This window comes from Photobacterium sp. DNB23_23_1 (assembly GCF_052873815.1).
This window is the reverse complement of the sequence record NZ_JBNNXT010000001.1, coordinates 276,893-302,671: the sequence shown is the minus strand read 5'-3', so window position 1 is coordinate 302,671 and position 25,779 is coordinate 276,893. Positions and strand designations below refer to the sequence as shown.

Below are 25,779 nucleotides of genomic sequence, written 5' to 3'. Positions count from 1 at the left end.
TTATTTGAACCGCATTAAAACAAAAAGTAGCGCTGGGCCATCGGAAGAACTTCTGCTGGTTCACACACTAAAAGCTCACCATCAGCACGCACCTGATAGGTCTGAGAATCTACCTCTATACGAGGCTGCCAATCGTTAAGCTTCATATCTGACTTGCTAATATTCCGGCAATTTTTGACGATACCAATCTGGCTGCCAAGCTGGAGTTGCTCGGCCACGCCAGCGTCACTCGCCGCCGACGAGATAAACAGCATCGAAGTATTCATAGCCGCTTTGCCATAACTGCCAAACATCGCGCGATAATGAACAGGCTGTGGGGTTGGAATAGACGCATTAGGATCCCCCATCGGGGCCATGGCTATCATGCCGCCCTTGACGACAGTACTTGGTTTAACCCCAAAGAAGGCCGGCTTCCATAACACCAAATCCGCCAGTTTTCCCACTTCAATCGATCCAATTTCATGCGCCATGCCATGGGTAATAGCCGGATTGATTGTGTATTTGGCGATATAGCGCTTCAGACGGAAGTTATCGCTGAAGCTGGAATCTTGCGCCAAGCTGCCACGTTGAACCTTCATTTTATGGGCTGTCTGCCAGGTTCGGGTGATCACCTCACCCACCCGCCCCATAGCTTGAGAGTCCGAGGCAATCATCGAAAAGGCCCCAAGGTCATGCAAGATATCCTCAGCAGCGATGGTCTCCCTGCGGATACGAGATTCAGCAAACGCCACATCTTCTGCAATAGCGGGAGACAAGTGATGGCATACCATCAACATATCCAAATGCTCATCAACGGTATTGACCGTATAAGGTCGAGTCGGATTGGTCGATGACGGCAAGACATTCGATTCACCAGCAGCACGGATAATATCGGGCGCATGCCCGCCGCCAGCGCCTTCGGTATGATAGGTATGTATCACCCGATCACCGATAGCCGCCAAGGTCGATTCAACAAAGCCTGATTCATTCAGGGTGTCGGTATGAATGGCAACCTGAACATCCATCTCGTCGGCAACCGACAAGCAAGTATCAATAGATGCAGGCGTAGTACCCCAGTCTTCATGAAGCTTTAGCCCCACCGCCCCAGCCGCTACCTGCTCACGCAGCGCTTCTGGTTGGCTGGCATTCCCTTTACCCAGCAAGCCGAAGTTCATTGGAAAGCCATCGAGCGCTTGAAGCATTTGTGCCATGTTCCATGGCCCAGGTGTACAGGTGGTCGCATTGGTACCCGTCGCAGGGCCGGTACCACCACCAATCATGGTCGTCACCCCAGACGCCAACGCTTCTTCAATTTGCTGCGGACAAATAAAATGGATATGGGAATCAATACCACCAGCGGTTAAGATCGCACCTTCACCCGCCAAGATTTCGGTTCCCGGGCCAATGATGATATCGACACCCGGTTGAATATCGGGATTCCCAGCTTTCCCGATGCCGCTAATCCGCCCATTTTTTACCGCCACATCTGCCTTAACGATGCCCCAGTAATCGAGCACGATGGCATTGGTGATCACCAAATCAGGTGTTTCAGCACTTGGTCGTTGGCTCTGACCCATACCGTCGCGGATCACCTTACCGCCGCCAAATTTCACCTCATCCCCATAGATAGTGAAATCTTTTTCAACCTCAAGCCACAACTCGGTATCGGCAAGACGCACACGATCACCCACTGTTGGGCCAAACATTTCGGCATAAGCCTGACGTGAAATGTTTGCCATAACTATTCCTTGTATTAATGATTAGAGAAGGAAAGAACTAGAGCTTGCCCATCACTTTGCCTTGGAATCCGTAAACTTCCCGTTTACCAGATAAATCAACCAGCTCTACTGTCCGGGACTGACCCGGCTCGAAACGGGTAGCCGTCCCTGCTGGTATATTGAGGCGAAAGCCCTTGCAGGCTTGCCGATCAAATTTGAGGGCATCATTGACTTCAAAAAAGTGATAATGCGAGCCTATCTGAATTGGCCGATCCCCTACGTTTTCAACTTTAACGGTAAGGGTTGTCCTGCCAGCATTGAGTTCGATCTCCCCGCTTGCGGTCTCGATTTGACCGGGCACAAACGCGGAGGTATTGAATGCACCACTCCCTGCCATTTTTTCTCCTTATTTATCTGCGAGATACTATGCCGCTATACCATCAAACAACTACACAATCGGCTCATGCACAGTCACTAATTTGGTGCCATCGGGAAAGGTAGCTTCTACCTGGACATCCGGGATCATGGACGCAATCCCTTCCATCACATCCGTCACAGAGAGCAGAGTACGGCCATAGTCCATGAGCTCTGCGACACTCTTTCCTTCTCTCGCCCCTTCAAGAATGGCGCTGCTGATGTAAGCAATGGATTCAGGGTAATTGAGCTTGAGGCCCCTTTCCTTGCGTTGTTTGGCCAACATCCCGGCACAAAAAATCAGTAGCTTGTCCTTCTCTCTTGGTGTCAACTCCATGTCACTCTCCAATGTCACTAAATCGCCAAAACTCTAAGTCGCCAAAACTCTAACTCGCTGAGTAACCGACTAACTACGTGGCCCAGATGCGCGGGGGGTGAGGGGCAATGCCCGTCATCTGACTTCGCGCTTGCTGCCATATTTGGGTAAAGCAGTGCAGGATATCTTCACTCCAATACCCCAACGCCCTAACAACAATGAGCCCCTCGACCTGTGTTGCAGCCACGATTAGCTTCTTGCTACCTAGCTCACTCTGTATATTTATTTCGCTCTGAATATCTAATAGCAAAGCCTGTACCAACTGATAGAAATCTTGCCCCATTTCGGACAAGTACAGGGTCCCCATCATGGGGAATCTCTGCATTCCTATATTAATCAGTACCTTATCACCACCAGACATGTTCAAACCTTCAGTCAGCACCCGGCGCCCATCGACATAAACCTCTGTTTTTCCAATCAATTTACCGCTATCAAAGCACTCTTTTAGTGCAGGGCGACCAAAACAGTGCAACTCCCAGCCCACAAACTGTGCACCTTTCTCGAGGTGGACAACGGTATTGAGCTGAGCATGGGCATCAGGAAAAAAGATATTCTCCTGAGGCAGCCATTCCAGCCGGCCTCCTTCGGCGACTGACAAATGCTGGGCTTGCTTGGCAAAACGGCGCTCAGAGCGATAAAATTTTGTGGCTCCAGGGGTTGTCACCAACACCTTGGCACCCGCGCCAACATCGACGCGAATATCAAGTGTATCGCCACCCGCGACACCGCCAGGCGGATGAAGCAGATAACTATGGCAAACCTCCCCTTCGGGGTAGAGCGCTTGCTGTACCGTTAACGGGCCTTTTTGCTCTCGGTGCTTAAGTACGGTTTTATCGCCCCTATCTCGGTAGGACAGGCTCAATTCAGCCTGCCAGCCATGGTGGGTATGCTGGGCGATTTGACTTGCGGTCGGGTTGGTCGCAACAGGCGATAAATACTCTGTCATACGGTGAGGTACTCCTTAACCAAGGCATCATCGAGCTCGGCCATCTCACCACTGGCAACATGGCGTCCTCGGTCAAGAATGCAAAATTGATCGCCCACCCGACGAGCAAAAGGTAACTTCTGCTCAACCAGCAACACAGTAAGTCCCATTTTTTCGTTAAGCATCCTGATAATATCGCCAATTTCTTGCACGATATTGGGTTGGATCCCTTCCGTCGGCTCATCCAAAATCAATAGCTTAGGGTTCACCACCAACGCCCGGCCTATCGCCAATTGCTGTTGTTGACCACCCGATAAATCGCCACCACGGCGGTGACGCATTTCCTTTAGAACCGGAAACAGATCAAAAATGAAGTCAGGCACTTTACGATCGCCCCGAGCACGGATAGGCAAACCTATCTCTAGGTTCTCCTGGACCGTCAACATCGGAAAAATCTGACGCCCTTGCGGCACATACCCTATTCCCCACCGTGGCCGGGATTCTGCCGATTCCGCGAGAATTGAGCGCCCATTAAATGTAATATCGCCACTTTTTGGCCCCACCAACCCCATGATGCACTGCAATAACGTCGTTTTACCCACACCATTACGGCCCATCAACACCGTGCATTTACCTTCGGGGATCTGCATATCCAAATCCCACAATGTATGGCTTTCACCGTAATATTGGTTGAGTGACTTGATCTCTAACATGCTATTCCCCTAGATAAACCCGCTTCACTTCAGGATGGTTTTGTACTTGGTCCATGGTGCCTTCAGCCAATACATGGCCTTGGTGAAGAACTGTCACATCACTGGCAATCGAACGGACAAAGTCCATATCATGCTCAACGACAACCACGGAATGCTTACCTGCCAACGAATTCAATAACTCCGAGGTTTTATCCATCTCTTGGTGGGTCATCCCCGCGACAGGCTCATCGACCAGCAACAGCTTGGGGTTCTGCATTAGCAGCATGCCAATTTCCAACCATTGCTTTTGGCCATGGGACAAATTTCCGGCCAATAAGGCGGCGTGATCTGCCAAGTTAATTAACACCAGAACAGACTCGATCTTATCCTTCTGCTCTGCGGTCAGCTTGGCTCTGAATGTCGCCCAAACCGTCCGAACTCCCGACATCGCCAGCTCTAGGTTCTGCCAAACCGTCAGGCACTCAATCACTGTTGGTTTTTGGAACTTCCGGCCCACGCCGGCATTGGCAATCTGCGATTCATTCATAGCCAACAAATTGATGTTTGACCCAAGCCACACTTGGCCGGAATCCGGTGTCGTCTTACCGGTAATAATATCCATCATGGTGGTCTTTCCGGCGCCATTTGGCCCAATAATGCAGCGAAGCTCGCCCTCGCGGATATACAGGTTGAGATCGTTAATGGCTTTAAAACCATCAAAGCTCTTATTGACGCCCTCGACATAGAGCAAAATGTTATGTCTGGTATCAATCAAGGGGTGCTCATCGGGGACAAGAAATGAAAACGTTTCTTCCCGTTTGGTCATCTCTTGGGCAAATGTACCTAGCTTCTTTGCCGTCTCTAATACTGTCATGACACCACCTCATTAACGCCGCACTCTTGTTGAGGTTTTCCTGATTGCGAGGAGCCCCCTGACTGCTGAGAAGACTTTCCCTTTTTCCCCTTACCCAGTCGAGCCGTTATGTCGGATATAAACCCAATCACCCCTTTCGGGAAATACATGGTGGAAAGCACAAATAAGCCCCCCAGAGCAAACAGCCACACTTCTGGGAATTCAACCGTAAACCAGCTTTTGGCATAGTTGATAATCAGAGCCCCGATGATGGCGCCGAACAACGTTGCCCGACCGCCAAGAGCAACCCACACCACAACCTCAATCGAATTGAGCGGTGCAAACTCCCCCGGATTAATAATGCCAACTTGCGGCACATACAAGGCACCGGCAATGCCCGCGATGACGGCAGACAACACAAAGAGCCACAGTTTAATGCCATCGACGTCGTAGCCCATGAAACGTGTCCGCGACTCGGTATCACGGATAGCCAAAGCGGCACGTCCCAACCGACTACTGACAATGGTTCGGCACACCACGTAACTCAAAGCCAACGCCAACCCAGTGCAGACAAACAGCGCCACTTTGGTTGTATCTTGTTGCAAGCTGTAGCCGAGAATATCTTTAAAATCGGTTAACCCGTTGTTCCCGCCAAAGCCCATTTCGTTGCGGAAGAACGCCAGTAACAGGGCATAAGTCAGTGCCTGGGTCATGATCGACAGGTATACTCCTGACACCCGTGAACGGAAGGCTAGATAACCAAAAACATAAGCCAAAGCACCGGGGACCAACACTACCATCAGGCAAGCCAGCCAGAATTGATCAAAGCCCTGCCAGAACCATGGCAACTCCTGCCAATTTAGAAACACCATAAAATCGGGCAACACGGGATTGGCGTATACCCCCCGGTCACCAATTTGGCGCATCAAATACATCCCCATGGCATAGCCGCCCAGGGCAAAGAACGCCCCATGGCCCAAACTCAGGATCCCGAGATAGCCCCATACCAAATCGACCGCAAGCGCGAGCATGGCATAGCTGAGGTATTTACCCATCAGAGAAATAGTGAAGGTTTCGATATGTAGCGGGTGACCGATCGGCAATAACAGGTTTGCCATCGGGACCAAAATGACGGCAGAGATCAGCAACGCGAGGACGATTTTGCCGCCCCGATCTTGCCCCAAGGCCGAAAGAATAATTGATTTAGACTGCATCAAGCGCTCCTTAGCTTTCAGCCGCACGGCCACGCTGCGGGAATAACCCACGAGGACGTTTCTGGATAAACAGGATAATAAAGACCAGCATCAAGATCTTGGCCAGTACCGCACCCGCCCAAGGTTCCAGTAACTTGTTGAACAGCCCAAGTCCTAAACCAGCAACCAAGGTACCCCACAGGTTTCCGACCCCACCAAACACCACCACCATAAATGAATCAATGATGTAGGCTTGACCCATATTTGGCCCTACATTCGTCAGCTGTGACAACGCGACACCCGCGACACCAGCCACGCCAGAGCCCAGCCCAAACGTCAGGGCATCAACCCGCTCTGAGCGGATCCCCATCGCCCTTGCCATTGCCCTATTTTGAGAAACCGCCCGCACCTGCAGGCCCAGAGGCGTACGCTTCAAGATCATAACCATAGAAATGAACACCAAGGCACAAAACAAAATGATATATAAGCGGTTGTATGTCAGAGACAGCATTGGGTTCAGCTCCCAAGCCCCCGCCATCCAGTCGGGCGTACTGACAGAACGGTTAAGCGGAGAGAAAATCGATCGTACCGCTTGCTGGAGGATCAAACTGATCCCGAATGTCGCCAATAATGTTTCAAGTGGCCGACCGTAGAGGTGCCTGATCACACTGCGTTCAATCGCTATCCCTACCAGCCCAGAAATAATGAAAGCCATCGGAATAGACAGCAGCAATGCGGTACCGCTTTGCTGAGGAAGAAGTTGCTGCATCACATAGGTAGTGTATGCACCAATCATGATGAGCTCACCATGGGCCATATTAATGACCCCCATCACCCCAAATGTAATGGCCAAGCCTATTCCGGCCAGTACCAATACAGAGCCTAAACTGAGGCCGAAAAAGATTGTCTCGACACCGGAATAAAGCCGTTGGCTCTGATGATATTTGTCCAAGCCTCTTTCGACAGCTGCCGAAAGTTCAGGATCCAATGATTGTGGCTGTAATTTATTGAAGGTTTGCAACACGATTGCTTGTTTGTATTCAGACAAGGTGTTGACGGCTGCAGTTCGCACTGACGTTGATGCACTGTTATCTAACGCCGTACTGACCGACAACGCCAACTGCAGCCTATCCTGTACCTTGCCGTCCTGTTCAACGTTCAACTGCGCGGCAAGCCTTTCAATGATTTCATCATCGGTTTGCCCTAGCAGACCATCGACAGCCTGTAAGCGGGTTGCCGCATCAGGCGAGTTCAGCCCTATAGAGGCCAACTGTACCCGAATAAGACTGCGCAATTTGTTATTCACCCGAATCTTGCCAAAGTCGCGAGAGCGCGAAACAACTAACTGTGTTGAATCCCAAATGCCATCAGCTTGCTTACCGTTTCTACCGGCGATAATAAAGAGCTGCTGGAAATCCTCACTATTTTTGTTCTTGTAATAAAACAGGTTGCCTTCCAACCAAGCCCGAAGAATAGGCTTTGCCTTTTCGGCAGGCTGATTATCGACTAGCCACTCAATGGCGATTTCCTTATCGTTGTTATTTTTCCCAATCAATACCTGATCAAATTCATCTGTCGAACTGACCGAAGCAAACGCCATGGGAGTACACAACAAGAGAACAATGAGCGCTTTAACAAACTTCATTAAAGGTGTCATTTCTTGTGTCCTTACTGACAATTAACCACTTCCAACGCGGGTAAATGTAATACCCACCGAAAATAGCGCTTCAGCCTAAACCTGAAGCGCCATCAATAAGAGGCAAAGGCCCCTAAAACAAGGCGTTAATTAGCACCTGAACACTTCTTGGTTTCTGTATTGAAGGCCCCGCAAGAGAAAGGCTTTGACCAGCTGGAATATAGCTTGGCTGATTCAGGTAGGTACTTAGACCACGCATCTCCCGCCACTAGCCCCGTGGTTTCCCATACCACATCGAACTGACCATCATCTTGAATTTCGCCGATTAAGACCGGCTTAGTGATATGGTGGTTTGGCAGCATAGTCGAGTAGCCACCAGAAAGGTTCGGTACTGCAATACCAATAAGGGCATCCTGTACCGCTTCAGGCTCGGTGGTACCGGCATTATTTACCGCCTGTACCCACATGTTAAACCCAATGTAGTGAGCTTCCATTGGGTCGTTAGTCACACGCTTGTCACTTTTGATGAACGACTGCCAACCATCAATGAACTCTTCATTCTGATCGGTATCGACACTCATGAAGTAGTTCCAAGCCGCCAAGTGGCCAACAAGCGGAGAGGTATCCATACCTGATAGTTCTTCTTCACCCACCGAGAACGCGACAACAGGGATATCTTCAGAGGAGACACCTTGGGCACCTAGCTCTTTATAAAAGGGAACGTTCGCATCACCGTTAATGGTAGAAACCACGGCAGTTTTCTTGCCCGCAGAACCAAACTTCTTAATATCAGACACAATCGACTGCCAATCAGAATGGCCAAACGGGGTGTAACTGATCATGATGTCTTCATCGGCAACACCCTGCGCTTTCAAATAAGACTCGAGGATCTTGTTGGTGGTACGTGGGTAAACATAATCAGTTCCCGCCAGTACCCAGCGTTCAACCTCCAGTTCATCCATCAAGTATTCAACGGCAGGAATCGCTTGCTGATTAGGCGCAGCGCCAGTGTAGAAGACATTTTTCGATGACTCTTCACCTTCGTACTGCACCGGGTAGAACAAAATACTGTTGAGCTCTTCAAATACTGGCAGCATTGATTTTCGTGAAACCGACGTCCAACCACCAAAAACCACATCCACTTTTTCTTTTTCGATAAGCTCACGGGCTTTTTCAGCAAATAGCGGCCAATTAGAGGCAGGGTCGACAACAACAGCTTCCAGTTTCTTGCCAAGCAATCCCCCTTTTTTATTTTGCTCATCAACCAGCATCAATACTGTATCTTTCAGCGTGGTTTCACTGATCGCCATGGTGCCAGACAGTGAGTGGAGAACCCCTACTTTTATCGTCTCTTCTGCTGATGCAACAGCAGAAACTAACGATAGACTCAGGCCAAGTGCGGCTAGATTCAGTTTGGACTTCATGGTCATACTTAACATCTCCGTTGTAATAAACATTCATAAACAACCAATCAAAATTGGTGCCAAAACGAATAACCGAACAAAAATAAATATAAACAACTGATTTTAAACAAGATAAATCATCGTAAAGCTTAAGGTGATTAAGTCTGGAATAATACCCTGAGCACATAATGGTGCAAAAAAAACGACACTTGCCCTGTAACAGTGATGAGCGATTATGTTTTGAATCAAATCGGGGCAACAAAGTGAATTAAATGGTTTTTTCGAGGAATACAAACACAAATAACCACCCTTGAGCCATTAAGCCCTAGCTTGTAAGTTTGTTTGCATTTAAGTGGGTGTTTAATTTCGAAAAATAATAACCCTAATCGCTTTAACACTGATAGAACAATCACGACAGGGAGTTGTATTGTAAGTACTGGCGTTTAACCCAAATCACCAGAGACACTATGACGGGTATCCATTTCTGCTTTGCTTAGGTCTCCTTTCATTTTCAGGCCAAACTTCATGTGGTTGCAACTCCGGAAACTGAACTGACGCACCCGATTAGCAGACAATATTCCCTCCGAGACTTATTGATTAACAACTAAACTAATGAAAAGTAATCACTCTTCACTAAACGCTCTCTTCATCTTGAATAAGAATTGTTATACCAATAACAAAAGATAGTTATACCCACTGGTTTTTCTTGTTGGTGCAGATTAAAATCCATGCAGCCAGTAAGGAATAGAAACGCCTGAGGTATAAAGTCAATAAAACAGACACACCTCAAGATATACCCAAGTAGCTTGAAGGTCATACCTTGAAAGCAGTACCTTGAAGACACTTGGATCGACTCAACAACGTAGTTATTTCTATTATTAGCAGCTTTACCAAGGGCGCAGAAGCAATGAATACATACAATTCTATTAATGATGTTCTCAAAGTGAAGGGAGCACAATGGAAAAACGATGCAACAAACTCAATCGCCAACGATATCGAAAAACTGATCCTAGCTATTGAGCCTTATGTGAATGGTAACAAGAACGCATCTCACATGAGCTTTTTATTGAAGGACTTACTCGAAGTGCTATCGATTGACTTTAAATGCCAAGAGGATCAGAAATCTGCCTCTTTGCTGCTGATTGAAGAAATCATGCAAGCATCTCTTATGGAAGAGACTCCCGAGCCAAGTTACTGCCTTTGATGCATCAACTAACTCTCGACTGTGCCAAAGTGGCTCCTAACCACCAGGCACAGTCGACAACTTTCAGCAAACAATCAACATTGACAGACAAAGTGATGGCTGGAAATAACAAAGTCTTCTTTTAAATAGAATTTATGCGCGCCATAGCGGTGTACACCAGAGTCAAGGTGGATCTGCTCTATCTGGTTGATGTGGGCGTAGTCTTTAAACCACTCAATTAAATACTGGCCTGCACCAGTTGAGCGCTGGGCTTCATCGGTCACTAAGTCATCAATGTACAAATAAGCTCCCCACCCTAACTTGTGCCCCGTGACAAAACCAGCGACACACAAGATGTTGTTATCTTCCTTAACATAAACAAGCTTATAACCGGCTTTGCACTGCTGGTTCAGTAAATCACTTATCTTCTCCAATGTGTATTTTGGCCGAAGTTGCTGCATGATAGGTGCAATTTCAATGATCTCTTCGTTCGTCGTAGCCAGAATGACTTCCATGTTTCCCCCACATCAATTCCACTAAATCTAAAACAGGGGCCTATATTACCCACCAATTATGACAACATACCGACATAGCCAAGGTAATCGCAATCGGGCCTGACTACATATAATAAAAAAGCTGAGGCGTTTAACCCTCAGCTTTTTTATTCATTACCACATTCCGTTTTTAGTCTCGCTGATAAACCGCACTGGCAATCAATACCGTTAGCGGCACAGTCATGATCAACCCAATACTGCCCGCCAAACCATGGATCATGGCCAGAGACAGCGCCGGAATGTTCATAAACTGCATCAGCGGCATTTGGAACCCCCATACCATCATGATGGTAGTAAGGGCGCTACCTGCAAACGCCAATACCAAGGTATTAGTCATGGTACCGAGAATATCGCGGCCGATTCGGATCGTCGCCAACAAGCGATCTTTTTCAGGTTGCTGCGGCGACATTTCACGAAGCTCGTGGTAAGAAGATGCCATAGAGATCGCCACATCCATCACTGCGCCAAGAGCCGAAATCATAATGGCAACAAACAACAGCCAGCGTACCTGCACCTGAGCCTCACCGCCGAGATAAAGAATATCTTCGCCTTTCTCAAGATAAAGGCCATTAAGTTGAGCCATCTCGCCAAAAAACTGGGCCATCAGGCCCGCCATAACCACACCCGCCAGTGTGCCTAACATGGACACCAATGACTTTTTGTTCCAACCTGCGACCAGCAGGAAATTGACCACAATCTTCACGGCCATCAACCCGATAGTGACAAGAATTGGATTCCAGCCAGCAAACAGAGCCGGAACCAGCACGCCAATTAACAGCGCACCAGTAAAATACAAGGAGACCACCGAATTCACCCCTTGCAAGCCTGCGAAGAGAACAGTCAGCAGCACAATGATCCCAACCATCCAATACACGGCCGAGGAACGATCATGATTATACGGCCAATAAATAGTACGCTCGCCTTGTTCACGGATCAGCAGAATGAAGTTATCACCCTCGGTGACATACACATTATGTAAGCGGCTAAGTTGGTTCTCGACTTCGACCTGCTTACCTTTATCTTCCCCTTCGCGTAATTCCACCAATAAGCGTTGACGTCCTGTCTTAACTGAAGGCACTAAAGGATCTGACTGAGTACTCTCAGCTAAAACGTCGATCACACTCGCGCGGACAAATTCCTGATTGCTATAGGCCTTGGGGCGGAATGATTCACTCACCGATGGCGAATACCACAAAATGGCCGTCGATATAAGAAAGACCACAAAAGGAAATAATAATCGTTTTAACATTTTCATTATCCAAAACAAGAAGGCGCCGTAGCGCCTTCTTTATCTTATTTCAATAAATTCAATTACTCAGACTTTGGCTGATTTGCGTAAGTACAGCCTTCGTACGGGTTACTCGCGTTCATGTTATCGAACCAAGTATCGTTGTCGTCTACGTTCACAGAAACATTGATAGCATCACGAGCACCAGGGCCAGAGCGCATTACACAGATTTCTTTTTCCTGCAGGCGGTTCCAAAGAGCTTCACCTTTATCGCCATCCTCACGCAAACGAAGGATGTCACCCTTGTCTTCGTCAGCAACATTACCTTGAGCATCTGATGGGCCGTACTGCGTGATATACCAGTTCACGTTCTCGAACTCAGAGCGATCAAGCACTTTGTGATCAGCAACATATTCCGTCAGCATGTCACGAATAGCATAAACCTGCTCAGCAGAAGATTCCCAAATGACATCCTCATCGGTCACCCAACCTTTTTCTTTCATTGGCGAACCAAAGCGATAATCATTGATTGCTAATACATAATCACCGTCATCTTCTAACTCTACACCACGGATAGTGATGTTTTGGATACGGTCCCCAATGAAGATCACAGTACCATCTTCTTCTTCTTCACGGCCACGTTTGCTCAAGTCAACCACGTACTCAATGTCACCATCAAAGATATCGTAGTTAAACGAAGCAACTGTTGGGTCAAATGACACCGTAATATCACCAGGTTTGTAAGTATTAAAGTAGCTGTAAGCCCACTCCATATACTCTTTCAGCTTCTCACCTTTGATGCTTACCGCAACCAGTTGGTTGTCGTACATGTACAGGTTGGCACTGTCTTTCTTACGGTATTCCCGACCATCAAACAAGTTTGATGCATCAGAGAAAAGAGCGGCCGCTGAAACGTCAACCTTGATTTGCTCCCCAATCACCTCACTACCTTTCGATTCTACGTTCATGATCTGGATCTGATTAATCAGATCAGTCAAAGGCATGTCTGACAGTTTTGCACTGTGGATTGTAGAGTACAGGCGCTGGCCTTCGCTATTTAATACTTGCTCTTCAAGTACCGCTTCATCAGCAAAACCACCTTCTGTGTTAGTAAAGTTACCGCGAATGACACCAATTTCGATGTTGGCATCTTCTACAGATTCATCATGGATGTGACGCATTTCGTTCTGCAGAGCTGCATCTTCTTCAACATCAGCAACCGTGCGGTTAGACAATGTTGTATCAAAGATCTTCCAGTTGCCATCTTGGTCTTTTACAAGATCAACTTCAGCTTTCGCCAACGCCCAACCCCAGTTGCCCGGCTCGATAACTTTCACTTTTGAGTCACGGTTACGCCAGTTGTAAGTGCCAGATTTCGCCTTGTCTTCTACTTGGTTAGCTTTATCACCTGAAACAGAAATGTCGTCCATACCGTTTTCGAAAGGTGCACCAAGATCGATTTGTTCGATGAAACGAGCATGTTCGTGACCCATGAAGATCACATCGAACTTGTCAGCCATCTTAGAGGCAATTTCGTTCACACCGCGGGCGTGCGACTCGCTACGACCATGGTGAAGAGCACCGATAACCACATCTGGCTGGTACTGAGCGATCACTTGGTCAACCGTATTTTCTAGAGATTCAAATTCTTCTTTGAAATCTAAGTTACGGAAGTTCTGTGGGTTTGAAGCGTTCCAAACTTTCACGTAAGAAGGTGTTAGACCGATAACGGCAACTTTTGCACCGTTGTAATCAAAGATCTGGTAACCACGTAAGAATGGTGTTTCCTGACCAGTATTCTTACAACCATCAGCATTTTTGTCCCAAATGATGTTCGATGAAATTACCGCACCATTGAAACCTTCAAGACTGCGCTCTAGGAAAGCACGCTCAAAATCAAACTCGTGGTTACCCGGAACCCATACGTCGTAATTCATGAAGTTCATGGTTTCAACAACAGGGTGAACCGGTAGATCGTTGAACAACTCTGCAGAGTTACCCTGAACGGTATCACCCAGGTCAATCATCAAGAAATTGTCGTTAGCCGCACGCTCTTCGTTCAGCAACGTGGCAATCTTTGTAAAGCCCGCATTTACATCCACACCATCCAATGCGTAGTCATACGCAAAGATACGGCCGTGCATATCACCTGTTGCACCGATAGTAATCGTTTGGAAGTTAAGGTTCTCATTATCACCTTTAACGATCACTGGCTGTGTTGGTTCGTAGGTTTTACATTCAGCAATTGATGGACGTGATGGTTGTGTCTTTTCATCACTGCTACTGCTGTTACACCCGGCTAGGGCGGTAACAATCGCTGCACTCAGCGTTGCAACCTTAATAGTATTCTTAGTCATATATAGGCAATCAAAATAATTAAAAATAAAAATAGAAAATGTAATCGTGAGCAAATATACGCCTTAGCAATAGAATAAAAACTCGAAAACCACCGAGAGAGTTTCAAAATGTAAATTCAGTAAATTTGATAAATGAGTCGTTAATTGTAAACCTTTGCATGCTGCGCAAACGTTAATTCCCAACAATCACACAACACAAAAACGTTCAAAAAAAGCACAGGCAAACGTTTGCTAACGTGATATTAATCTCAAAAAAAACCTACAACACAAATAGCAAAAACAAATGAAACGTGATGGGAATCACAAATATAGAAGCATTAGCCAAGACCCAATGACGGCACAAGTTAATAGCGTGATGATTTACAAATTGAAAAACCTCTGCTCGTTTGTTGGCCATGAAGGGTGGCATTCAACCTCCCCTGTTGCTTCCCTAGGTAAAAATCAACGACAAAACCAACGATTGTAACTCCTCGTAAAATAATAAGTTATTCACAAAATAAGTCTGATGCCATTCCGTTTACCTCTACTGTAAACACCAGAGGATACTCGAGACTCTTCTGAGCTCATGGCGACGAGTCGTCACTCAATGAATGCTTCCCCTCCAAGAGGAAAAATAATATACGAAATAATGAGACACGCAGAGCACCTCATCGGCATATTGGTTGGTTTAGGCTGATAACTAAGACTAATAACAAAAAGGCCGTACAGAGATGATGGATAGCGAAATGGCGAAGAAGAAATAATAGAAATTGATTTATAAAAACAAAAAACACGGCAGATATAAATATCTGCCGTGTTTTATATTTGAGTTATAAAACTAAGAATTAGCTTTATAAGGCAAAGGGATTAGATACCCAGAGCCTGACCACCACCGATCTGTAGCGTTTCAGCTGTGATGAATGATGCGTCTTTGCTTACTAGGAAAGAGATTGCAGAAGCAACTTCTTCTGGCTGACCAAGACGACCAAGCATGATGCTGTTAGCCCAAGAAGCAAATACTTCTGGCTTAGTTTCTTTGATTTGTGCGTGGAACGGCGTATCGATAGTACCAGGAGATACCGCGTTAACACGGATGTTCGCTGGAGCCAGTTCTTTAGCAAGTGCACGCGTTAGCGTGTGAACAGCGGCTTTAGATGTACCGTAGATACCCGCGCCTGGGCCACCTGCGTTCCAAGCTGCGTTAGAAGTAAAGTTGATGATTGACGCATTGTCAGACTTCTTCAGGAACGGAATTGCAGCACGAGAAACAAAGAATGCACTATCAAGGTTAAGCGCCATAACTTTGCGGAAGAAATCAGTTTCCATGCCTTCGATTGGGCTACGGCCACCTAGACCACCAGCGTTGTTAACAACAACATCGATTTGACCGTATTTTTCACCGATAGCATTGATGTTTTCAGTTACTGCATGCTCATCAGTAACGTCAAAGCCACGGTATTCCGCTTCGATGCCTTCACCTGTAAGTTCAGCAACACAGCTTGCACCTTTAGCGTCTTCGATACCGTTCAGAATCACAGTGTAACCATCTTTACCAAGACGTTTAGCAACTTGGAAACCGATACCACCTGTAGCACCAGAGATAAAAGCAACTTTATTAGACATATCAATGTTCTCTTTGAGTTAGTTAATGGCTATGCCAAAGGGATCTATGAAGAGAGGCTCTTCGACATCTAGCAATCAATAATATTGTATTACAATAACACCTTTCATGAGAATTTCAAACAAAGTGAAAGGTTCAATAGTGATCTTCGTCTTGTTTAGGCACAAAAAAAGCCTTGGTACTATCACCAAGGCTCTTCGTTGTTGCTAATTCAATACTTACTTTCTAGGCCGCTGAGGCAGTTCATTGCGAGTTAAATAGCCGTCGCGATTGGTATCTAACTTATCGAAGTCACGCTTTAATGGCCCACGAACTTCATCACGAGAGAGTTTGCCGTCGTTATTTGTATCCATTTGGGTAAATGGGTCATGACCTTGGCGTTGCCCTTCTTGTCTATCCTTTGTTTTACTGTCTTGCTGATTGCGAGGCTTATGTGAATCTATTGACGCCTCAGAGCCATTAAGAATGTACTGTTTAGTGGAACGCTCAATCGCTTCAGGCTGAGCCACAAACACTGTAGCGTTGTCAGTCACACAGCGTACGTTATTGCTATAACGGATAGCATCCCCTTGTGGGCCATGGCCCTGAGGATAATCAATCCCCTCATAGACTTTTGGGTCACTTCGCTGGGCACCTGCACCATGAACATCAACCCACTCACCATTCATATTACCGAGTGAACGACCAAACGCCATATATGCCGCATTTTTGCCATTTTTCAGGTTTTGGTGAGTCGTGCTGCTCCAGTAACTCGGATAGTCCAGCGTTTCTCCCTCATTAAAAATAGGAGTCACCTCGAACACATTGTCGATAGCGGCGCTGTTAGTGGTACCTGGCGACTTGGTATAATCGACAATGGACTGTAATTCCTTAATGTTCGGCAGTCTCCAGTTACTGTTACCCGCCAATTCAAGATTTTCACAGTATTCCAGTGCTGCTGGCCAATCCATCCCAGCACCGCTATCAGCCTGCTGCCAAGTCAATCCCGTTGCATTATCAGTCACAGTCCCATTGTTGTTATTTGAAAAATCGTTAATGCCGTAATCGGTGTTGCCACGAACAACCATGACATAAAAGGTTTTCTCCCCTCCATGCGGAGACTTCATACCATAACCTTTTATACGACCATCGATAAAATTCACGCCAAATACGGTCTCATCACCATTCATCGTGGTTGACACATATTTAGTGCTACTGACATATTGAGAATCAATCAATCGCTCGCCAGCACTAAGATCACCGGACTCGAAGCCGAAGTACTCGTGATCAAGGAATGGACGAATAGAATACGTACCAGCGCCGTTTAAACCACTCGGATCCTCACCATCGAACATCATCAATGAATACAGTTCTTTGATGGTCGGTACACGCCAATCACTGTGGCCTGCCAACTGCAAGTTTGAAGCATAGGCAACCGCTTCATCATAAGTCATCTTATCGGCTGCTGTTATTTTCCCATCACCATTGGTATCCGTGGTTTGTGCCCAAATAAGACCGGTATGGTTATCTGTTACTGTGCCATCATTATTACGGGTATAGCTTGGGGCACTGCCTTGGTACTGGGCATCCTGACCAAAGCCCGTTTTACCTTTCTCGGTTGGGCATTCATCTAAAACGTTCTGCGCATCAGTACAAACTGACTGGTTGGTATCGACGATGCTATAGCTGTATTGCGGTGACTGGTTGGTCGCTGCGACTGTTGAGAAAGCGGTCATGCCAGTGATTGCTAACGCAACGGTTAATTTCGAAATGCGGAGAAAAGCGCGTTTAAACTCAGTCTTTTTCATGGTTACCCCAATCAAGCTTTAATGTGTTGATGGGGTAACTATGCGCTGTAATTGTGTATGAAATATGGAGTAATTTAGGAGATTGCTTCAAGTTCAAACCGGTAACCTACCCCATAGACCGACTTTATCCAGTCACTCTCACTATCGATGGCTAGGATCTTCTTACGGAGATTTTTTATATGGCTGTCAATGGTACGATCAGTCACCACCCGGTCGTCAAAATAAATTTTATCCATCAACTGATTACGGCTAAACACCTGGCCGCTATGCTGAGAGAAATACGCCAACAAACGAAACTCCGCCGGCGTGAGATTGAGTGCTTTGCTATGCACCCAAGCTTGCATTTTAACCTCATCAATCCTTAACGTAGATTCGGTTTTTTCCGTCGACGTTGACTGAGTTCGCCGCAGTATATTCTTAACCCTAACCACCAACTCCCTTGGGCTGTAGGGCTTGCAAACATAGTCATCAGCGCCCAACTCCAGTCCCAACAAGCGGTCAATCTCATCCACTTTTGCCGTCGCCATAATGACAGGCACATCGCTAAACGTGCGCAATTCACGGTAGATATCTAAACCATCGCGGTTTGGCAGCATAAGATCCAAGATCACCAACTCGGGGGAGTGCATTTTTATCCATTCTATCACTTGGTTACCATCTTCAATGATATGACTCTCATAGCCACTATGCGACAGGTACTCTCCCAGTACATTGGCCAATGCAGGTTCATCTTCGACAATCAAAATCACGTTGCACTCTCCTCTACCTTCATCCTTGCCTTGGTAAGGTCACCACCATCTTAATCCCCCCCCGTTCTGAGGGAGCTGCATGTATATGTCCTTTATGGGCTTCAAGAATACTCTTGCAGATAGCTAAGCCCAGCCCGGAGCCGCCATGTTCCCTGCTGCGTGATTGGTCAACCCGGTATAGTCGGTCAAACAACTTAGGTAACGCCTCATTATTGACTCCCGGCGCACTATCTTCAATCGTGAGCACCACTTCCGCCCCCTTTTGAGCCAGTGAAACCCAAACATTACCACCAACATCGGTATAGCGGTAACTGTTCTCAAGCAGGTTTGATACAACCTGCTCGATTTTCTTTTGCTCCCCTGTCACCATCATTGGTTGACAATCCGCTTTAGGCCGATGCAAAACTATCTGCTTCTCCTTAAGCCTCCTTTCATAACGATCCAAGCAAGGCTTCAGCAAATGATTGAGCTCAAGGGGTTCAGCGACTATGGCACTATTTCCTGCCATATCTGCCAGCGATAGTACGCGTAACTCTTCCACCAATTTCGACAAATTAAGCACTTGGTGGTGCAAGGATTCCATATAACGGGGTTCTGGCTGGCGAATACCATCAACCAAAGCCTCCAACTCACTACGCAGAACAGCCAAAGGGGTACGTAGCTCATGAGAAATATCAGACAACCATTGCTCGCGCATTTTCTCTTGCTGTTTCAGACTCGCGACAAGATGATTAAACGCCTGTATCACATCGGTCACCTCATCATTACCCCGGATATGAATGTGGAAATCGAGATCGCCCCGCTGGACCGATTCCGCTCCCCGATGCAGTGCCCTGAGAGGTTTAAGCAGGTAACCGACTAAGCCACTAGCAAAGACTAAGCTGACAACCAAGGTCACCAATGAAATAAAAACAATATTGCGGGTTTGGGAGCGCAAGAAGCTTTCAGCCAACTCATTAGACAGCGACTGGCTTTGGAGCACCGTTATCCACCCAACTGGCCGCCCTTCATAATTCACAGCCACTTTTTCCAACCGTAAATCATTGGGAAGCGACTGTAAGTTCTGCGGAGCCCCCAACAAAGGCTCGTTCTCGAGCGAAACGAGGTTAACCCGCACCCCTAACGGTACAAAAACAGACGAGGGTTTATCTAAGGGCAATGCCTGCCCAACGTCGTCTGGGGGGAGGCCTATCCCTGGGTTAGAAGCTGGGTTAGAGACTGGGGCTGGGTGATGCCCTCGAGGGGGCGGAATTTCACCAATCTGCCGCAGCATCGATGCAAAAATATGAGGCGACTCGACCAGCCGTTTCCAACCGTATTGTTTAGAGTAATAGGCGGTCAGTTTTTCTGCCAGTGCCTCTACTTTCAGTATTTCTTCCTGATTAATAAATCGCTGAAAGCCCTCTTTGAAGCTGGAGTTGATCAGCAGGCCCATGCCAATAGCCACCAGCACACTACTGAAAAAAAGACAAAAAAAGAGTTTTCGAAATAAAGAAACCCGCATCGGCAATCCTACGTTGAAGTCACTCAATAAGCCTACAGGAAAAAATGGGAGAAAATATGAAGAACGCCCAAAGATAAGACACTCATGGCTCTAATTACAAAATATCTAACGCAGAAAACAGCGATTTTAACCTGCAAGACTGAGCAAATATTTATGTAGGTTGGTATTATGCTAGCGAAACCAAACACCTTGACGTTTGGGGTATACGAAAAGCAAAAAAGGCGCCGAAGCGCCTTTTATCATTCAACCGAGAAGTCGATTACTTTGGCTGGTTGCTGTACGCACAACCTTCATACAGGGCTTCCTGAGTCGCCTCTGCAGAGTAGTTAGGGTTAGCAAACCATGTACTTTCATCGGCAAGGTTCACTGACACATTGATAGAGTCACGTGCACCTGGGCCTGAACGCATCACACAGATTTCTTTGTTCTGCAGCTTGTTCCACAACTCGGCACCCGCGCCTTCACGCAGCAACAGAATATCACCTTGCTCAGATACAGCACCGGCAGCATTCGCTGGACCGTATTGCTTAATGTACCAGTTCACATTTTCGAACTTGCTACGATCCAATACACCTTCGTTCTCAACGTATTCGGTGATCATGTCACGTACCGCATAAACAGGCTCGTTCGATGAGTCCCAAATCACTTGCTCACCGGTGATCCACTCTTCGCCAAGCAAAGTACCTAAACGATAATCATTGATCGCCAATACATAATCAGCGTCAGGATTAAATTCACCGCCACGGATCTCGGTGATATCAATACGCTCACCCACCGCATTACTCAGATCCACGGTATATTGGATAGAACCATCAAAGATGTCGTAGTTATAGGCAGGGATAGCTGAGTTGAAAGAAACCGTAATATCGTTGGCTTGGTAAGTATTGAAGTAACCGTAAGACCACTCCATGTACGCTTTCAGTTGCTCACCCTTGATGCTAACCGCAACCAATTGGTTGTCATACATGTATAGGTTGGCACTGTCTTTCTTACGGTATTCCTGACCATCAAACAGGTTCGAGCCGTCGGAGAACAGCGCTGCGGCTGATACGTCGACTTTGATCTCATTGCCTTCAGAGTCAGAGCCTTTTTGCTCAATGTTCATGATTTGGATCTGGTTGATCAAATCCGTGATCGGCATATCCGACAACTTGCCAGTATGGATTGAGCTGTAAAGGCGTAAACCTTCGCTGTTTAGCACTTGCTCTTCAAGTACCGCTTCGTCAGCAAAACCACCTTGAGAGTTGGTGAAGTTACCTTTTACTTCACCAATTTTGATGTTGGCATCGGTAACAGAGGCATCATGGATATGCTGCATTTGCTCTTGCAGTGTATTGTCTTCTTGTACATTCTCAACCTTGCGGTTAGACAATGTAGTATCAACAATCTGCCACTTGCCTTGCGGATCTTTTTCCAGTTCGATCTCTGCTTTAGCCAGTGCCCAACCCCAGTTACCCGGCTCGATGATCTTCACTTTTTCATGGCGGTTTTCAGCATTGTAAACGCCCGATTTAGCCTTGTCTTCCTGCTCGCTGTTACCACCGACAGAAATTTCTGGCATTTCCGCACTAATATCTGCGCCTTTCTCAACTTGCTCAATGAAGCGAGCGTGCTCGTGACCCATGAAGATCACATCAAACTTATCAGCAAGCTTAGAGGCAATCTCATGAACACCGCGACCGTGCTCTTTACGGCCATGGTGAAGGGCACCAATCACCACATCAGGCTGGTACTGTTCGATAACGTTATTTACGGTATCAGTAACCGCTTCTAACTCATCTTTGAAATCCAAGTTACGGAAATTCTCTGGGTTAGAGGCATTCCACACTTTAACGTAAGACGGTGTTAAACCAACAACAGCTACTTTGGCACCATTGTAATTGAAGATCTGGTAGCCACGTAGGAACGGGACTTCTTCTTCGTTGGCTTTACAGTCAACCGAGTTTTTATCCCAAATAACATTGGAAGAAACCACTGAACCGTTGAAGTTTTCAAGGCTACGCTCAAGAAAAGCGCGCTCGAAGTCAAACTCGTGGTTACCCGGCACCCACAAGTCGTAGTTTAGGGTGTTCATGGTTTCAACAACTGGGTGGACAGGATCGTTGTTGAATAGCTCTGCCGAGTTGCCCTGAACGGTATCGCCTAAGTCGATCAGCAAGAAGTTGTCATTGCTGGAGCGCTCGTCACGTAGCAGGGTGGCAATTTTTGAGAAACCCGCATTTCTGTCTACGCCATCAAGCGCGTAATCATAAGCGAAAATACGACCATGCATGTCACCGGTCGCACCAATAGTGATCGTCTGGCTTGTTAATTCGTTATTGGTGCCTTTCACGATTACCGATGGGGTCGGTTCAAAGGTTTTACATTCAGCGATGGATGCTGGCGCTTGATCATTGGCATAACTGGCAGTAGAAACCAGTAGGATAGCGGCACTTAACGTCGCAAGTTTAAAGGTTTTATTTTTCATCTCACAGAGCCTAATGTCTTGGAATAAACGTAGGCAATATAAGGAGAAATAATAGAATAAGTACTTAAAATTCAACCTATCTGTTTCAATTTGTAAATTCGGTAAGTTGGATAAATACCGCGTTAAATGTAAACCGTTGCATGCTACTCAATTGTAAACATGCAACATGTTAAGCACAGTTTTATGGATACATCTCGAACAAGCAATACTTCGCTCATCATTCTTTTCATCTGCAATTGACTAATACCAATCTGGATAAGTCGTTGATCAAGTATTTGCACTGGAAAAATCGTTGTTATCAAGGCAGATATTGCAGTAACTAGTGGCTCTAATTACAAAATATCTAACGCAGAGAACAGCGGTTTAAACCAGCAAGACTGATCAAATATTTATATGTAGGTTGGTATAATAACCTGCATTGTTGAACTCATGGTCGTGGGATCGTAAATCCCCAGCCAATCACTCGGCTAGGGATTTTTTAGTTACACCAATCAAAGAAAGCTAGATAGCACTTTCGATCTTATGCCCTTTCGGCAATTGGTGGGCGATCCCCTTATGGCAGTCAATACAGGTATTGCCGTCTTCGATTGCCCGGCTATGAATACCGGCAGCGACCGACTTCTGGGTGCTAAAATCCATATACTCAAAGTTATGGCAGTTGCGACACTCTTGCGAATCATTGGCTTTCATGCGATCCCATTCACGGGAGGCCATTTCAAACCGGTGATCCTCGAACTTCTGCGGTGTATCGACAATGCCTAGCGCTTTGGCATAAAGCTCTTTCGAAGCTTGGATCTTACGCACCATTTTCGGCGCCCACTCTTTTGGTACATGGCAATCCGGACAGGTCGCCCTAACACCACTGCTATTGTTGTAATGAACCGTCCCAACGTATTCTTGATAGACGTTGTTCTCCATCTCATGACAACCGATACAGAAGCTTTCCGTGTTGCTGTACTCCATTGCAGTGTTAAACCCGCCCCACAGGATAACACCTGCAACCACACCCACGGTCAGGACTGTGCCAATTGCAAAATGGCTGGGCTTTCTGAACCACTGCCAAAAACGCCGGATGATACCAGGTCGTTGACTCTCCATAGCCCCTCCTATTGGCCGAACTTACCAGCCGGTTTAAAGGTATTCTCCACTAGCGGTGCGGCATCAGATTGCGATACATGACACTGCAGACAGAAGTAACGGCGTGGTGCAACATCACTCAGGACCTTGTTATTGCTATCCATGTAGTGAGTTGGGCTAACCCTCGGGGCACCCGTCCTGCGGTATTTATCGACATCATGGCATTGCAAACAGCCATTGTTACTCGGGTTGATCTGCACCATATCCGTTGAGTGCGGGATCAAAGGGGGTTGATGAACATATTCCAAGGCCAGCTTATCTTGCATTTTTGGCACCGGCTTAATTGGCGCAACGGTATTAGTATCCGCTATTTCCTGCGCGCCACGTAACGAGGTAACTTCTGCAAATGCGGCAAGGCTCACGACAGCCGCCAGCAGCGCAGACACAACATACTTACCCTTCATCTTTATTGGCTCCAATTCTTATTTTAAATTCCAACACTTCCTCGGAACAGACATCGATACAGCGTCCACAACTGATACAGTCTTGGCTCATCACCTTGCGATCCCCACCTTTAAGCGGCTGTCTCAGCACTTCTGGCTCGGGGCACACGTTGAAGCAATCCATGCATTTGTTGCAGGCTTCGCTGTTGGTCGCGGTGATACGAACCAGGCTTTTGCGACCGATAACCCCATATGTCGCGCCAAGCGGACATAAATGGCCACACCAACCATGTTCAACCAATACCACGTCCAGCAAGAACACCAGCAAGATCAGCACCCAACCCGCCCCCATTCCGAACACCAAACCACGGTGCAGCGCTGCCACAGGGTCAATCCAGCTCCACAGCACCGTGCCAGAGATAGCACTGCCAAGCAGCAACACAGGCAACAACCAGTAGCGCAAGCTTGATGGCCAGCGATAACTGAGCTTGATACCCAATTTACGGCGCAACCATGCTGCCAGGTCCGTCACCATATTGAGCGGGCAAACCCATGCGCAGAACACCCGTGGTGCCAACAAGGCATAGAATCCCACCACAATGGCGCCGCCCAGCAGGGCTGCCAGTTCTGGCCAGTGACCTGCTGCGATGGTCTGCAGCAAGATCAGCGGGTCGGTCAATGGAATCGTATCGAACAAGGTGCTTGCCGACAGGTTACCCCGTAGCACGCCCAGTGCCGGGCCGATCATGAACAACGCGACGATCAGCAACTGACAACTGCGACGTAGCAGCAAAAAGCGATGTGCTTTCCACCAGCCCAGTGAAGCGGTAGCCGCTTTACCAGCATCTTTTGCCAAATGCTTAGCCATTACTGACCTCCTCCGCTGTTACCCGGCTTATAAGCAGGCAAAGTCAGATCGTCAGGGACCAAACTTTCCCCTTTCTTGGCCTTCTCTTCCCAGCCCAAACGGTAATGATGACCCAATTCACCTTTTGCTAATACCGTGGGAACTACCTTGATGGCGGCTTCATCCAGCACACAAGCTTGCTCGCATTTACCGCAACCGGTGCAGACATCCGAATGCACCGTCGGGATAAACTTGGCGTGGTAGCCGGTACGTTGGTTACGGATTGGCACTAGGGTGATGGCTTCATCAATCAGCGGGCAGACTCGGTGACATACATCGCAGCGTAAGCCCAGCCAGTTGAGACAGGTTTCATGGTCAATCAATACCGCAGTCCCCATTCGGGCATCATCGATATCGGTCAGGCCATGATCCAGCGCGCCACTCGGACAGGCTTCCACACAGGGAATGTCTTCACACATCTCACACGGTATCGTTCGGGCGGTAAAATACGGGGTACCCGATGCCACTGGCGACAATAAGCTTGCCAGTTTCAAGGTGTCATAAGGGCAGGCTTGAACGCACAAACCACAACGCAAACAGGCCTGTAAAAACTCTGGCTCAGGCAATGCGCCGGGCGGCCTTATCGGCACCCCGCTGCTGTCAGCCTGGCTCTGTTTGCTTTGTAATCCAAGTACGGTCGCAGCCGCTCCCACACCCACAGCCGTTCGCGCAGCATCCCGAAGGAAGCGACGACGGCTTTCCGATGATTTGAGAGGTGAACGCTTCATCAGTCT

At 47.3% G+C, this 25,779-nt stretch carries 22 protein-coding genes; 1 reads left to right on the top strand and 21 read right to left on the bottom strand.

The features are described from left to right. Positions 1 to 14 precede the first annotated feature (14 nt). From ureC to urtA, 9 genes are all read right to left on the bottom strand, one after another. Complete coding sequence (ureC, locus tag ACVA53_RS01255) at positions 15 to 1,718, bottom strand: urease subunit alpha (protein WP_446504327.1); 1,704 nt, start codon at positions 1,716 to 1,718, stop codon at positions 15 to 17. A 37-nt stretch (positions 1,719 to 1,755) separates the two neighbouring features. Further along, entirely contained in the window at positions 1,756 to 2,094 is a 339-nt protein-coding gene (locus ACVA53_RS01250) for an urease subunit beta (protein WP_255042638.1), read from the bottom strand. 51 nt (positions 2,095 to 2,145) lie between these two features. Then, positions 2,146 to 2,448 (bottom strand): urease subunit gamma, encoded by a 303-nt coding sequence (ureA, locus tag ACVA53_RS01245; protein WP_255042637.1) that lies wholly within the window; start codon positions 2,446 to 2,448, stop codon positions 2,146 to 2,148. Between the two features lie 73 nt (positions 2,449 to 2,521). Further along, positions 2,522 to 3,433, bottom strand: coding sequence for an urease accessory protein UreD (locus ACVA53_RS01240; protein WP_446504326.1), 912 nt, complete (start codon positions 3,431 to 3,433; stop codon positions 2,522 to 2,524). Beyond that, positions 3,430 to 4,125, bottom strand: coding sequence for an urea ABC transporter ATP-binding subunit UrtE (gene urtE / locus ACVA53_RS01235; RefSeq protein ID WP_107346892.1), 696 nt, complete (start codon positions 4,123 to 4,125; stop codon positions 3,430 to 3,432). Before urtE ends, ACVA53_RS01240 begins: the two co-directional genes overlap by 4 nt. A gap of 1 nt (position 4,126) precedes the next feature. Continuing rightward, complete coding sequence (gene urtD, locus ACVA53_RS01230; protein ID WP_107346891.1) at positions 4,127 to 4,978, bottom strand: urea ABC transporter ATP-binding protein UrtD; 852 nt, start codon at positions 4,976 to 4,978, stop codon at positions 4,127 to 4,129. Next, positions 4,975 to 6,171, bottom strand: a complete 1,197-nt coding sequence (urtC, locus tag ACVA53_RS01225; RefSeq protein WP_446504325.1) for an urea ABC transporter permease subunit UrtC — start codon at positions 6,169 to 6,171, stop codon at positions 4,975 to 4,977. Before urtC ends, urtD begins: the two co-directional genes overlap by 4 nt. A gap of 10 nt (positions 6,172 to 6,181) precedes the next feature. Further along, on the bottom strand, positions 6,182 to 7,807 hold the full coding sequence (gene urtB / locus ACVA53_RS01220; protein WP_446504324.1) for an urea ABC transporter permease subunit UrtB: 1,626 nt from the start codon (positions 7,805 to 7,807) through the stop codon (positions 6,182 to 6,184). Positions 7,808 to 7,932: 125 nt separating this feature from the next. After that, positions 7,933 to 9,216, bottom strand: a complete 1,284-nt coding sequence (urtA, locus tag ACVA53_RS01215) for an urea ABC transporter substrate-binding protein (protein ID WP_255042623.1) — start codon at positions 9,214 to 9,216, stop codon at positions 7,933 to 7,935. 880 nt (positions 9,217 to 10,096) lie between these two features. On the opposite strand from urtA, the gene ACVA53_RS01210 reads away from it, so the two are divergent. Then, on the top strand, positions 10,097 to 10,393 hold the full coding sequence (locus tag ACVA53_RS01210; protein WP_446504323.1) for a hypothetical protein: 297 nt from the start codon (positions 10,097 to 10,099) through the stop codon (positions 10,391 to 10,393). Between the two features lie 74 nt (positions 10,394 to 10,467). Here ACVA53_RS01210 and ACVA53_RS01205 read toward each other — a convergent pair whose 3' ends face one another. The 12 genes from ACVA53_RS01205 to napG all read right to left on the bottom strand — a co-directional run bounded on the left by ACVA53_RS01205 (position 10,468) and on the right by napG (position 25,773). Next, on the bottom strand, positions 10,468 to 10,887 hold the full coding sequence (locus ACVA53_RS01205) for a GNAT family N-acetyltransferase (RefSeq protein WP_446504322.1): 420 nt from the start codon (positions 10,885 to 10,887) through the stop codon (positions 10,468 to 10,470). A 169-nt stretch (positions 10,888 to 11,056) separates the two neighbouring features. Beyond that, on the bottom strand, positions 11,057 to 12,175 hold the full coding sequence (locus ACVA53_RS01200) for a YibE/F family protein (RefSeq protein ID WP_446504321.1): 1,119 nt from the start codon (positions 12,173 to 12,175) through the stop codon (positions 11,057 to 11,059). Between the two features lie 62 nt (positions 12,176 to 12,237). After that, entirely contained in the window at positions 12,238 to 14,511 is a 2,274-nt protein-coding gene (locus ACVA53_RS01195; protein ID WP_446504320.1) for a bifunctional metallophosphatase/5'-nucleotidase, read from the bottom strand. Between the two features lie 846 nt (positions 14,512 to 15,357). Further along, the gene (locus ACVA53_RS01190; protein ID WP_255043385.1) at positions 15,358 to 16,113 is read right to left on the bottom strand and encodes an SDR family NAD(P)-dependent oxidoreductase; all 756 of its coding nucleotides are present in this window, start codon (positions 16,111 to 16,113) and stop codon (positions 15,358 to 15,360) included. Positions 16,114 to 16,329: 216 nt separating this feature from the next. Then, positions 16,330 to 17,898 carry an Lcl domain-containing protein gene (locus tag ACVA53_RS01185; RefSeq protein ID WP_446504319.1) on the bottom strand — a complete coding sequence of 523 codons (1,569 nt, stop codon included), beginning with the start codon at positions 17,896 to 17,898 and terminating at the stop codon, positions 16,330 to 16,332. A 74-nt stretch (positions 17,899 to 17,972) separates the two neighbouring features. Next, the gene (locus tag ACVA53_RS01180) at positions 17,973 to 18,647 is read right to left on the bottom strand and encodes a response regulator (RefSeq protein ID WP_255043383.1); all 675 of its coding nucleotides are present in this window, start codon (positions 18,645 to 18,647) and stop codon (positions 17,973 to 17,975) included. 19 nt (positions 18,648 to 18,666) lie between these two features. Next, entirely contained in the window at positions 18,667 to 20,094 is a 1,428-nt protein-coding gene (locus ACVA53_RS01175; protein WP_255043382.1) for an ATP-binding protein, read from the bottom strand. A gap of 316 nt (positions 20,095 to 20,410) precedes the next feature. Then, entirely contained in the window at positions 20,411 to 22,618 is a 2,208-nt protein-coding gene (locus ACVA53_RS01170; protein ID WP_446504318.1) for a bifunctional metallophosphatase/5'-nucleotidase, read from the bottom strand. Between the two features lie 501 nt (positions 22,619 to 23,119). Continuing rightward, positions 23,120 to 23,716, bottom strand: coding sequence for a cytochrome c-type protein NapC (gene napC, locus ACVA53_RS01165; RefSeq protein ID WP_255043380.1), 597 nt, complete (start codon positions 23,714 to 23,716; stop codon positions 23,120 to 23,122). An 8-nt stretch (positions 23,717 to 23,724) separates the two neighbouring features. Continuing rightward, positions 23,725 to 24,159 carry a nitrate reductase cytochrome c-type subunit gene (locus tag ACVA53_RS01160; RefSeq protein ID WP_255043379.1) on the bottom strand — a complete coding sequence of 145 codons (435 nt, stop codon included), beginning with the start codon at positions 24,157 to 24,159 and terminating at the stop codon, positions 23,725 to 23,727. Then, positions 24,149 to 25,006, bottom strand: a complete 858-nt coding sequence (gene napH / locus ACVA53_RS01155) for a quinol dehydrogenase ferredoxin subunit NapH (protein WP_446504317.1) — start codon at positions 25,004 to 25,006, stop codon at positions 24,149 to 24,151. Before napH ends, ACVA53_RS01160 begins: the two co-directional genes overlap by 11 nt. Next, the gene (napG, locus tag ACVA53_RS01150) at positions 25,006 to 25,773 is read right to left on the bottom strand and encodes a ferredoxin-type protein NapG (protein ID WP_446504316.1); all 768 of its coding nucleotides are present in this window, start codon (positions 25,771 to 25,773) and stop codon (positions 25,006 to 25,008) included. Before napG ends, napH begins: the two co-directional genes overlap by 1 nt. Positions 25,774 to 25,779 lie beyond the last annotated feature (6 nt).

Bases quoted from the DNA above. Each gene is read 5' to 3' on its own strand.
- urtB (WP_446504324.1), bottom strand. From the start codon at position 7,807: ATGACACCTTTAATGAAGTTTGTTAAAGCGCTCATTGTTCTCTTGTTG.
- urtD (WP_107346891.1), bottom strand. From the start codon at position 4,978: ATGACAGTATTAGAGACGGCAAAGAAGCTAGGTACATTTGCCCAAGAG.
- urtC (WP_446504325.1), bottom strand. From the start codon at position 6,171: ATGCAGTCTAAATCAATTATTCTTTCGGCCTTGGGGCAAGATCGGGGC.
- ACVA53_RS01160 (WP_255043379.1), bottom strand. From the start codon at position 24,159: ATGAAGGGTAAGTATGTTGTGTCTGCGCTGCTGGCGGCTGTCGTGAGC.
- ACVA53_RS01210 (WP_446504323.1), top strand. From the start codon at position 10,097: ATGAATACATACAATTCTATTAATGATGTTCTCAAAGTGAAGGGAGCA.
- ACVA53_RS01185 (WP_446504319.1), bottom strand. From the start codon at position 17,898: ATGAAAAAGACTGAGTTTAAACGCGCTTTTCTCCGCATTTCGAAATTA.
- urtA (WP_255042623.1), bottom strand. From the start codon at position 9,216: ATGACCATGAAGTCCAAACTGAATCTAGCCGCACTTGGCCTGAGTCTA.
- napC (WP_255043380.1), bottom strand. From the start codon at position 23,716: ATGGAGAGTCAACGACCTGGTATCATCCGGCGTTTTTGGCAGTGGTTC.
- ACVA53_RS01195 (WP_446504320.1), bottom strand. From the start codon at position 14,511: ATGACTAAGAATACTATTAAGGTTGCAACGCTGAGTGCAGCGATTGTT.
- napG (WP_446504316.1), bottom strand. From the start codon at position 25,773: ATGAAGCGTTCACCTCTCAAATCATCGGAAAGCCGTCGTCGCTTCCTT.
- ACVA53_RS01205 (WP_446504322.1), bottom strand. From the start codon at position 10,887: ATGGAAGTCATTCTGGCTACGACGAACGAAGAGATCATTGAAATTGCA.
- ACVA53_RS01200 (WP_446504321.1), bottom strand. From the start codon at position 12,175: ATGTTAAAACGATTATTATTTCCTTTTGTGGTCTTTCTTATATCGACG.
- ACVA53_RS01170 (WP_446504318.1), bottom strand. From the start codon at position 22,618: ATGAAAAATAAAACCTTTAAACTTGCGACGTTAAGTGCCGCTATCCTA.
- ureC (WP_446504327.1), bottom strand. From the start codon at position 1,718: ATGGCAAACATTTCACGTCAGGCTTATGCCGAAATGTTTGGCCCAACA.
- ACVA53_RS01250 (WP_255042638.1), bottom strand. From the start codon at position 2,094: ATGGCAGGGAGTGGTGCATTCAATACCTCCGCGTTTGTGCCCGGTCAA.
- ureA (WP_255042637.1), bottom strand. From the start codon at position 2,448: ATGGAGTTGACACCAAGAGAGAAGGACAAGCTACTGATTTTTTGTGCC.
- napH (WP_446504317.1), bottom strand. From the start codon at position 25,006: ATGGCTAAGCATTTGGCAAAAGATGCTGGTAAAGCGGCTACCGCTTCA.
- urtE (WP_107346892.1), bottom strand. From the start codon at position 4,125: ATGTTAGAGATCAAGTCACTCAACCAATATTACGGTGAAAGCCATACA.
- ACVA53_RS01190 (WP_255043385.1), bottom strand. From the start codon at position 16,113: ATGTCTAATAAAGTTGCTTTTATCTCTGGTGCTACAGGTGGTATCGGT.
- ACVA53_RS01240 (WP_446504326.1), bottom strand. From the start codon at position 3,433: ATGACAGAGTATTTATCGCCTGTTGCGACCAACCCGACCGCAAGTCAA.